Source organism: Microbacterium sp. (assembly GCF_046295495.1).
Taxonomy (GTDB): domain Bacteria; phylum Actinomycetota; class Actinomycetes; order Actinomycetales; family Microbacteriaceae; genus Microbacterium.
The window spans coordinates 1-9,143 of sequence record NZ_JBKBNC010000065.1 but is presented as its reverse complement, the minus strand read 5'-3'; the positions used below and the strand labels follow the sequence as shown (position 1 = coordinate 9,143).

Here is a 9,143-nt window from a genome sequence, read left to right as displayed (position 1 = left end):
GGTGCCGGGCGCCCACCCGGCACCGCGATCCGCGTTCCACCGGGCGGAGGAGTCAGTTTCTCCGTCGACGTGGGGTCAGTCGCACGCCGGGCATCGGCGGCGCGGGGATGCGCTCGGGGCCGTGGTCGACGACGTCGCCGAATCGCGCCGCGTGCGCCTCCCAGTCCTCGCGGGCCTCGACGATCTCGTCGTGGGAGCGGCCCACGAAGTTCCACCACATGACGATGTCGGCCTCGAACGGCTGACCGCCGAGAAGGAACATGCGCGCCCCCGCGTCGCTTCGCACCTCGAGGTGGTCTCGGCCCGTGCCCAGGTAGATCAGTCTCGTGTCATCGACGGATGCCGTCGATGCGGCTCCCGTCGCGGGCGCCGGGCGGTGCGCGGCGTCGGCGTCGACGGCATCCGTCCCGGTCATCGCCTCGGCCGTGCCGGTCATGCCGTAGACGGCGTACTCCCAGTCGGGGCGCAGCGGGACGCGCACCGTGGTGCCGGCCGGGAGGCGGATCTCGGCACCGACGATCGGCGTGTGCACGGTCGCCGGCGAGACCACTCCCGCCAGTTCTCCCATCACGACCACCGCGTCCGCGCCGTCGCCGAGGTCGAACACGGGCAGGTCCTCGTGCCGCTCGAAGGCCGCAGCGCCATGACGGCGGGTCTCGGGCAGGGCCACCCACAGCTGGAGCGCGTCGAGGGGGATCGGTCGGTCGCCGACCGAGTACTCGGAGTGGGAGATCCCCGCGCCGCTGGTCATGAGGTTCAACACGCCGGGGCGCACCACGACGTCGCTGCCCACGGCATCCCGGTGGCGCACTTCGCCGACGATCGGCCAGGTCACCGTCTGCAGGCCGATATGCGGGTGCGGCTCCACGCGCATGAGGGTGTCCTGCGGGCCGAAGCGGTCGAGGAAGCACCACGCCCCCACCATCGGCAGGGAGCGGTGGGGGAGCGTGCGGTGCACCTCCATGCCGCGGACGCCGCCCAGCGGCACCTCACGCGCCTCGATCACGAGGGCGCGCGGGCCGTCGCACGCGACCGGGCCCTCGGACGACGGCGGCGCGACGTCGAGGCGGGTCACGACGGGTCGCCGGGGCCCACGGCGTCGTCTTCGGGCCACTCGACCGACAGACCGGGTACCTCGTGCTCGCCCAGGTAGTGCGCGACGAACGGGCAGGACGGGATGACGGTGTCGCCGCGGCGCGCGAGGTCGGACAGTGCCTCGCCGGCCAGGGCCGACCCCAGCCCTCGACCCTTGAAGGCGGGGTCGATCTCCGTGTGCGGAAGGTCGGTGCGCCCCTCGCCGGCGGGCTCGAACTCCAGGAAGCCCCCGAGCTCCTCGCCCACGCGGATCTCGTAGCGGTGCGCCTCGTCATTGCGGGTCACGGTGAGTTCGTCGGTCATGCCGTCTCCTGTCGTCGGTGTTGACAGCAACGTAAGCGGGACGCCGGGTGTTCCGCCATCCCGGCGGTCACGGCGACGTGGTCTGGTAGTCGGCGGCGCTCAGCACGGCGGTGGCGGTCGAGCGCGATCGGCGAGGTCAGTCCCGGGCGCGGTGGCGGCGGACCGCGGCGCGGTTGGCGCACCGCACGGAGCAGTAACGCTGGCGGCCGTTGCGGGTGACGTCGACGACGACGTTCGTGCACGGCTCCGCGGCGCAGCGGCCGAGGCGGTTCATGCCTCGCGTGACCAGATGCAACGACGTGCCGACAGAGATGACCGCCGCGAGCACCCGGGGGAGCGTGTCGTCGTCGTCGCGGTAGTGCAGGTGCCATCCCTCGCCGTCGTGGTCGGTCAGGCGCGGATACGCGGTCACGGCGGCCATCTGGGCGTTCAGCAGGGCCGCTCGCGCGGCGGGGTCGGGCTCGTCGACCACGCGGAGCCACTCGTCGATCACGGCGCGGGTACGGGCGTGGTCATCGGATGCCGCGGGGAACGTCATCGTCATGCCTTTCTCCCGGGTGCGGGACTCGATGCCCGCCCGGTCCGCCGGCCAGTCGTCGGCGAGCGACGCCGCCAGCAGGACGGCGTACTCGCCGTAAGGGTTGAGATGCATAACGGCATTACATCACCCTGGATCCATGACCGCCTTCCGCACCCGATCCGCCGCCGTCTCGGCATCCGTCCACGAACACGCCTGGGTCACCGAGTCGGTGCACGTCACGAGCGGCGGGCGGGTGCGGTACGTGCGCTGCGCCGACTGCGCCGCGCGCCGGGTCGACCTCGATGCGGCACGGGACGCTCCGCCGGTCGCCCTCACGCGGCCGGTGGGGTGAGCGGGAGCGGGTGCCGCCGGCGCTGCGCCGAGGGGCAACGGCCGACCGCGACGGGCGTCGCAGGGTAGCGTCGAAGCAGACCGTCGACGGAGGACGCATGGATGCTCTCAGCCTGATCGCCGTGACCGCGGGGGCGGTGGTGGCGGCCCTCGCGCTGCACGTCTGGTACGCCCTCGGGCTGTCACGCGTCTTCGTCGCGCACGGCAGTGAGCCGTGGCGCGCGTGGGTGCCGTTGCTGAACGACGCCGAGGTGTTCCGTCTCGGGCGCATCGACCCGGTTCGCGCGGTGCTGTTGCTGGTGCCCGTCGTGAACGTGTACGGCCTCGTGCTGAAGGGCACGGCCGCCCACCGCCTCGGCGCGGGCCAGGGTCGCGGCGCCGGGACGACCGCGCTCGCCGTGGTGCTGCCGCCGGTCTGGGCAGCCGTTCTCGCGCGCACGCCGGGGAGTGCGGGGGCCGCGGTGGAGCGTTCCGCACCGGAGCCGGTCGCCGTCGACACCGCGCCCGACGCTACGCCCGCCGCCGCGCCGATCTCGGCCGTTCCCGGCACTCCCGTCGAGCCCGCCCCGCCGGCCGCGGCCGCCGGGGGGCGACGCGCGGCCCCCGAGGCGAGCGAGCCGGTCGCCATCCCGGTGCTGCCGGGCCCGCGCGAGGTGGCCCAGGTCGGCGACGAGGACGGGGAGTCGGAGGCGAGCCGGGAGGGGGCCGCGCCCGGCGCGGCGACGGCGATGCCGGCGACGGCGATGCCGTCGGCAGTGGCGGTGTCGCCGACGCCGAGTGCCGCTGCGTCCGCACCGATGGATGCCGCTCCCGTCGCCCGTGCCGCCGAGGCGGGCACCCCCGCGACTCCGGCGGCGTCGGCGGACGCCGGGGCCTTCGAACGAGTGGCCGAGACGACGGATGCCACCGCCGAGCGCTCCGAGGGAGGCACCGCCGGCGCCCCCGCCGCGGCGCTCGACGAGTCGACGCAGACCGCCCGTCCGCGCTCGCGCCGACGCGGGGAATGGGCCCTGGAGTTGCCGGACGGGACGTCGACGGCGCTGACGAGCCGCACGGTCGTGCTCGGGCGGAAGCCGTCGAACGCCGACGAGGCGACGCAGTACATCGCGGTGGTCGACGGAACGCGCACGATGTCGAAGGAGCACGCGCGCCTGGACTGGACCGTGACCGGCTGGAGCGTCACCGACCTCGACTCGACCAACGGGGTGACCCTCGTGCACGACGACGGGAGCACCGAGCGCGTTCCGGCGGGAGGCACCGCCGTCGTTCCGACCCGGTTCCGTCTCGGAGACGCTGCCCTGCAGCTGCGCCCGACGGCGGTCTGAGCCGGTCGAGGGTCCGCACCGGCGGCGGCCGCGTCGAGCGGTGGGCGAGTCGGGAGGGAGGGGCGGATCCCGCGGCGGCCGTCTGGAGCGTCACGTCGTCCGGGGTATCACGGCGTCACGGCGTCACGGCGTCACGGCGTCACGGCGTCACGGCGTCACGGCGTCACGCTGACGCGGCGTCGCGCTGTCGCGGCGTGGCCGCGTCTCCGCGCTGCGCCGTCGCGCTGTCGCGCTTTCCCGGCGTTTACGGGGTCGCGTCGTCGCGGTAGAGACCGCGCCCGGTGGGCGACGGGCGGCGCGGCGCGGTGTCGTCGCGGCGGCGGCTGACGAAGACCGACAGAGCGCCGATCGCCCCCAACAGCACGAGCGCGCCGAGGCCGATGCCCGTCGCCGTCGTGATCGCCGCGGCATCCGGTCCCGGTCCGACGACGACGCTCACCGCCTCGGGGGTGCCGGTCGGTTTCGGCGTCGCGGTCGCCCCCGGGAAGGGGCTGGCCGGACCGCGCAGACCCGAGCCGGGGACGAGCACGATCGCGTCGTACGGCTGCACGACGCCCCAGCCCGAGATGTTCGACCTCGTGTCGGGCTGTGCGCGCACGGCCGTGGCTTCGAGGCGGTAGGCCCACTGCGCCGGGGTCTCGTCGGGGTGGGCGGCGGCGACGAGGGCGGCGGCCGCGGAGACGTACGCGGCGGCGTAGCTCGTGGCGGGGTCGCCGTCAGCCACCGCGCAGTCCCCGCCCGCCGGCCACGCCGACGCGATCGTCTGCCCCGGTGCGGACAGACGCACGTGCGACCCGTGGATGCTCGCGTTGGTGACGGTGCCCGAGGTGCCCGTCGCGGCGACCCCGACCACCCCCGGGAACCCGGCGGGGTAGCGGATGCCGTCCTTGTCGTCGTCTCCGACCGCGTCGGAGGTGTCGCGATTGCCGGCGCTGGCGATGACGAGGCTGCCGCGCTCTTTCGCGTACGTGACGGCCGCGGCGAGGCCGGCGTCCTCGGCGGGGGTGCTCATCGACACATTGATGATCTGGGCGCCACGGTCGGCCGCGACGCGGATGCCCTCGGCCATCCGCGCGGTGCTCGGTCCGAACCCGTCTTGGATCTGCCGGTCCGTCTTGCCGGCGTACACCCGCACGGGAAGGATCTTCGCCTCGGGGGCGAGTCCCTGCACGCCCGACTTCGGGATGATCTGGGCGGCGATCTGACCGGCGATGACGGTTCCGTGACCGTAGAGGTCGGTGCGGCCGCCGCCGTCGGTGCCGTCGGGCACCAGGTTCACGCCCGGTACCACCGACGCATCGAGGTGGGGGTTCGCGGCGACACCGGAGTCGACGACGGCCACCGTGACCCCCGCCCCCCGCGTCAGCTCCCACGCCGCGGCGCTCTGCAGCGCGTCGAGGGCGGGCGGCGTCTCGGCGATGCGGGTCGAGGCCACGCAGTCGTCCTGCGTCGCGGAGAGGATCGCCGGGGCGGCGAGACCGGTCGCGGCGGGGATCACGGACGCCGAGGCTCCGGCATCCGTGATCCCGGGGACCGCAGTGAGACCGAGACCGAGCGCGACGGTGAGGGCGCCGACGCGGGTCGCCCGCCTCGGACGCGTCACTTCGCCTCCGGCGTGCGCTGCGCCGCGCTCTCGCTCAGCGACGGCCCGGTGGTCAGCAGCGCGGTCCACCCGTCGGCGATCGAGCCCACGTCGGCGGGAGAGTAGCCGAGACGGGCGATGGTCTCGTCGGTCGCGCCCGGGAGCGGGTAGGCCGTGCCCGTGGCATCCACGAGGGTGAGCACGCTCGCGCTCTGGTCACCGCGGCCACCGGCGCGCACGAGGGCACCGTGGCTGGGGTCGACCCGCACGCCGGGCGTCACGGTCGTCGAGGTGGGCTGAGTGGCCAGCTGGGTGACCGCCTGGCCCTCGCCGCCGACGAGCACCGCACACGGGCGCTGCCCGGTGGCAACGGTCTCGAAACCCGTCGTGGGCCACTCGTCGCCGACCCCCTTGGTCGCGGTCGGGAGGCTGCGGATCTCACCGGCGGTCACCTCGGTCACCTCGCCCTTCAGCGCGCTGCCGCTGCCGAGCTGATAGAGCTGCCAGGCGAGCGGCGACAGTGCCTCGAGCACGCCGCCGGTCTGCACGAGGAAGCGCTCGTCTTCTGCGGCTCCCGCCTGGCGCACGACCTGCCCCACGCGCAACGAGGTGCCCGCGACGGCTTCACCGTAGCTCTTCAGGGTGATCGGGGTGAGAGCGGTGCCGGAGGTGAAGAGGTCGAGCCAGGTGGCGGGGACCGTGATCGGGTCGAGGGCGGAGATCCCCGCCGCGCGGAGCACCGCATCGGGGTCCTCGCTCGACACGGCGAAGCTGCGCTCGCCCTGGACCACGTGCAGGATGCCGTCGACCGAGACGACGACCGCGCGGTCGGTCGCCGGGCTGGGGGCGCCGGCGGAGGAGATGCGCACGTCGAGCGCGGCGTCGTCGGAGACGCACGCGCTCCACCCGGTGTTGAGCAGGCCCGAGGTCGGGGGCAGTTCGTCGGGCGCTCCCGTGATGCCGAGGGTGTCGCCGACCGGGGTGCCGGCGAGGGTCGCCTGGTCGGTCGAGATGACGCCGTACTCGTTGGCCGGCAGGAGCAGGCGCGCGCTCGCGGTGTTGATGACCGGGTGCAGCGTGCCCTCGACGGTGACGAAGCGCGCCCCGGTGTCGGAGACGAGCACGAGTTTGCCGTTCTCCCACCCGGTGGGAAGGCCCGGCCGGATGAGGCCGTAGAACACCCCGACGAGCACGACGATGACCGTCAGGGCGATGGCGGCGATGACCGCGCGCAGGGGAGAGGTGGGCTGCAGCTCCTTGCCGCCGGGTGCGCCACTGACGAAAGCGGTGAGCAGGCGCCGACGCGAGAAGTTCTGCGCCTCGATGAGGTCGCCCTTGGTGGCCATCGGGTCAGGCCAGCCCGGACGAGATGACCGAGAGCGGCAGCAGCGACGCCAGCACGAGGAGCTCCGCGGTGTCGGCGACGCGGATCAGACGCAGGCGGGTCTTGGGGGCGAGCAGCGTCACGGTCACCACGCTGACCGTCGCGATCAGCAGCACGACGAGGATGCCGACGCGCAGACCCGGCTGGGTGATCGAGGCCACGACGCCGGCGACGACCAGACCCAGGATGCCGGTGGCCATGACGGTGAGCACGCCGGAACGCGCGAAGGTCTGACGGGAGGGGAACATCATCCCCGCGAAGGCGAGCGCGCACACGAGCGCCCCCGTGGCGTTCTGCGCAGCGACCAGGGGCGTGGCCACGAGGACGGCCGCGGCGAGGGCGAGGCGCAGGGCGATGAGGATGCGCTTGCCCTGCGCGACGCGCGCGGCCACGTCATCGGCATCGATCGGCGAGGGCTCCGCGAACATCTCGGCGTCGCTCTGCGGCGAGACCACGCGCAGACGCGTGGTGCCGAGGGCCAGCCAGGGGAGGGCGCCGCCGAGCGTCGCCACGACGCCCACCATCAACGTCCACACGATCGCCGGCGGGAAGAACGCCGCGAGCGTACCCGTGACGCCGATCGCCCCTCCCGCGACGAGCGGCGCGAGCTGCAGCTCGGCGCGATCGCGCGTCAACGCCAGGGCCACGCCGGCGATGACGAATGCGCCGCCGCCCGCGGCGGCCAGGGGCCAGCCCCACATGTCGAACGACATCGGCACGGCCAGGTAGCCGGAGACGGCGGCGAAGACCGCCGCGGCCATCGCGAGGCCCTGACCCGCCTCGCGCTGGCCGAGGCGCGCCACGACAGCGGACACCACGAGCAGCACGACCGCGCCACCGCCGCCCACCAGGGCACCGAAAGGCAGGGCGCGACCGGCCGCGAGGAGCAGGATCGCGCAGACCCCGAGGAGCGCGAGGCTCACGGCGAGTGCCGTTCGCGCGTTGTCGCGCGTGGTCCAGGGGCGGTTCTGCTGCGCGGTGGCGTCGATGACGGCTTCGACGATGTCGTCGTAGACGCGCGGCTGTGCCACCAGGCCGCCGCGTACGAGCGTCAGGACTTCGCCGTCGACGACGCCCTGAGCCGAGGCCCCGAGCGAGGGATCGAGCGCGGTGCCGTCCGCGCGGTGCAGGGCGTATCCGGCGGAGGTCATCGACGGGTCGAGGACGCCGAGCGAGCGGGCGAAGCCCGGGAGGAACTCGATCACCGGCACCTGGGCGGGGATGGCGATGTCGAGTCGCCGCCCCTCGCTCTGCACCGACAGTCGCAGCAGCGCCCGTGTCGCATTCATGACGTCAGCCATCCGCGGCCCCCTCTTTCCGGACCGAAGCCCCCTGCGGTCAGACCTCGAAATCCTATCGCCGCGGCCCGCGGCGGTGGATCACTGGAAGCGCGCCGCCGAGGCGCGGTCGGCGCTGACGTAGTCGTCGGCGATCGCGTCGGTGGCGTTCGAGATGCGCGACAGCGCGTCGCGCATCTGCTCGAGGGTGTTGCTCCACTGCTGCTGCGCGTTGTTGTACGCAGCCTGGGCCGTGCCCTCCCAGCTCCCGCGCAGGCGCGAGACCTCGGCATCCAGGCCGCCCAGCGCAGCGTCGATACGAGCGCTCTCGGAGCGCAGCCGCGCCGCGGCGGCGTGCAGAGCTTCGGGGGTGACGCGAAGGTCGCTCATCTCACTCGCCTCCCAACATCGAGCCGAGGCCCTGGATCGTGGTGCGGTGCTGCTCCTCGACGGCCTCCTGGTCGTTCGCGGTCGCGCGCAGGGCGCTGCTGAGGGTGACGAGCACGTCGTTGAGACGGTTCGCCCCCGCGGTCCACTCGTTGACGAGGACCCCGTAAGAGGTGGCGGCGTCGCCCGACCAGTTGCCGGCGAGCTCGTCGAGCTCGGCGAGCACACGGCGCGTGCTGTCGCCGATGTCGGCGTGCGCCCCCATCACCACTTCGGCGCCGCGAACCAGCGCTCCCTCTTCGGCGGAGATGCGATCAGACATCTTCTTCTTTCCTGTCGGAGACGTGCGTCTCGTGCGTCACTCGTCGCGCCCGCCGGCCTGGGCGTTCTCGGACCGGGGGCCGATCTCTTCGTCGTCTTCCATGCGCGGGGCGATGGGGCCGGACAGGCCCCGTGCCGCCTCGTCTTTCCGGTCGGACCGCGAGCCGGGGCCGCCCATGCCGCCCACGCCGCGGGTGCCCGCACCGGCCGTGCGACCCGCACCGGCCGCCGTGGACCCCGTTCCTGCGCCGCGGCCGGTGCCGCCGGTCACACCACCGCTCGCGGAGCCGCGGCCGGTGCCGCCGGTCACACCACCGCTCGCCGAGCCGCGGCCGGTGCCGCCGGTCACGCCACCACCGCTCGCGGAGCCGCGCGTACCGCGGGGGCTCGTCGACCCGGCACCGGATGCCGCGCCCGTGCCGCCCATCCCGCCGGGGCGGGTGCCCGCGGCACTCACCCCACCGGCGCGCGCTCCGGCGCCGCGTGCCGTCGGCGACCCGGAGGTTCCACCGGCGGCACCGCTGAGTCCACCGACTCCGCGCGCGCCGAGGCCGGATCCGGCAGCGGGGGTGCGGCCGAGCAGTCCGCCCGAACGTGC

10 protein-coding genes and 1 pseudogene are annotated in these 9,143 nt (G+C 74.3%); 2 read left to right on the top strand and 9 right to left on the bottom strand.

The genetic code is table 11. From position 1 onward, the window contains the following. Nucleotides 1–52 precede the first annotated feature (52 nt). From ACK4LS_RS14150 to ACK4LS_RS14140, 3 genes are all read right to left on the bottom strand, one after another. A complete protein-coding gene (locus ACK4LS_RS14150; RefSeq protein WP_409718557.1) occupies nt 53–1,075 on the bottom strand; it encodes a pirin family protein in 1,023 nt (340 codons plus the stop codon). Continuing rightward, nucleotides 1,072–1,398 (bottom strand): GNAT family N-acetyltransferase, encoded by a 327-nt coding sequence (locus ACK4LS_RS14145; RefSeq protein ID WP_409718554.1) that lies wholly within the window; start codon nt 1,396–1,398, stop codon nt 1,072–1,074. Before ACK4LS_RS14145 ends, ACK4LS_RS14150 begins: the two co-directional genes overlap by 4 nt. Before the next feature lie 136 nt (nt 1,399–1,534). Next, entirely contained in the window at nt 1,535–2,050 is a 516-nt protein-coding gene (locus tag ACK4LS_RS14140; RefSeq protein ID WP_409718551.1) for a CGNR zinc finger domain-containing protein, read from the bottom strand. A gap of 25 nt (nt 2,051–2,075) precedes the next feature. On the opposite strand from ACK4LS_RS14140, the gene ACK4LS_RS14135 reads away from it, so the two are divergent. Further along, a complete protein-coding gene (locus tag ACK4LS_RS14135; RefSeq protein ID WP_409718548.1) occupies nt 2,076–2,270 on the top strand; it encodes a hypothetical protein in 195 nt (64 codons plus the stop codon). A gap of 97 nt (nt 2,271–2,367) precedes the next feature. Continuing rightward, nucleotides 2,368–3,594, top strand: a complete 1,227-nt coding sequence (locus ACK4LS_RS14130; protein WP_409718546.1) for an FHA domain-containing protein — start codon at nt 2,368–2,370, stop codon at nt 3,592–3,594. 244 nt (nt 3,595–3,838) lie between these two features. Here ACK4LS_RS14130 and ACK4LS_RS14125 read toward each other — a convergent pair whose 3' ends face one another. From ACK4LS_RS14125 to ACK4LS_RS14100, 6 genes and pseudogenes are all read right to left on the bottom strand, one after another. Next, nucleotides 3,839–5,197 carry a S8 family serine peptidase gene (locus ACK4LS_RS14125; protein WP_409718543.1) on the bottom strand — a complete coding sequence of 453 codons (1,359 nt, stop codon included), beginning with the start codon at nt 5,195–5,197 and terminating at the stop codon, nt 3,839–3,841. Further along, a complete protein-coding gene (eccB, locus tag ACK4LS_RS14120; RefSeq protein WP_409718541.1) occupies nt 5,194–6,522 on the bottom strand; it encodes a type VII secretion protein EccB in 1,329 nt (442 codons plus the stop codon). The genes ACK4LS_RS14125 and eccB overlap by 4 nt, the downstream gene beginning before the upstream one ends. Nucleotides 6,523–6,526: 4 nt before the next feature. Beyond that, nucleotides 6,527–7,861, bottom strand: coding sequence for a type VII secretion integral membrane protein EccD (gene eccD, locus ACK4LS_RS14115; RefSeq protein WP_409718538.1), 1,335 nt, complete (start codon nt 7,859–7,861; stop codon nt 6,527–6,529). A gap of 78 nt (nt 7,862–7,939) precedes the next feature. Beyond that, complete coding sequence (locus ACK4LS_RS14110; protein WP_409718534.1) at nt 7,940–8,227, bottom strand: WXG100 family type VII secretion target; 288 nt, start codon at nt 8,225–8,227, stop codon at nt 7,940–7,942. 1 nt (nt 8,228) lies between these two features. Beyond that, the gene (locus ACK4LS_RS14105) at nt 8,229–8,546 is read right to left on the bottom strand and encodes a WXG100 family type VII secretion target (protein WP_409718531.1); all 318 of its coding nucleotides are present in this window, start codon (nt 8,544–8,546) and stop codon (nt 8,229–8,231) included. A 36-nt stretch (nt 8,547–8,582) separates the two neighbouring features. Next, nucleotides 8,583–9,143, bottom strand: a pseudogene (locus ACK4LS_RS14100) (hypothetical protein); the annotation flags it as partial.

Excerpts from the sequence above, each read along its gene's own strand:
- ACK4LS_RS14110 (WP_409718534.1), bottom strand. The coding sequence starts at position 8,227 with ATGAGCGACCTTCGCGTCACCCCCGAAGCTCTGCACGCCGCCGCGGCG.
- ACK4LS_RS14130 (WP_409718546.1), top strand. The coding sequence starts at position 2,368 with ATGGATGCTCTCAGCCTGATCGCCGTGACCGCGGGGGCGGTGGTGGCG.
- ACK4LS_RS14105 (WP_409718531.1), bottom strand. The coding sequence starts at position 8,546 with ATGTCTGATCGCATCTCCGCCGAAGAGGGAGCGCTGGTTCGCGGCGCC.
- ACK4LS_RS14135 (WP_409718548.1), top strand. The coding sequence starts at position 2,076 with ATGACCGCCTTCCGCACCCGATCCGCCGCCGTCTCGGCATCCGTCCAC.
- eccB (WP_409718541.1), bottom strand. The coding sequence starts at position 6,522 with ATGGCCACCAAGGGCGACCTCATCGAGGCGCAGAACTTCTCGCGTCGG.
- ACK4LS_RS14145 (WP_409718554.1), bottom strand. The coding sequence starts at position 1,398 with ATGACCGACGAACTCACCGTGACCCGCAATGACGAGGCGCACCGCTAC.
- ACK4LS_RS14140 (WP_409718551.1), bottom strand. The coding sequence starts at position 2,050 with ATGCATCTCAACCCTTACGGCGAGTACGCCGTCCTGCTGGCGGCGTCG.
- eccD (WP_409718538.1), bottom strand. The coding sequence starts at position 7,861 with ATGGCTGACGTCATGAATGCGACACGGGCGCTGCTGCGACTGTCGGTG.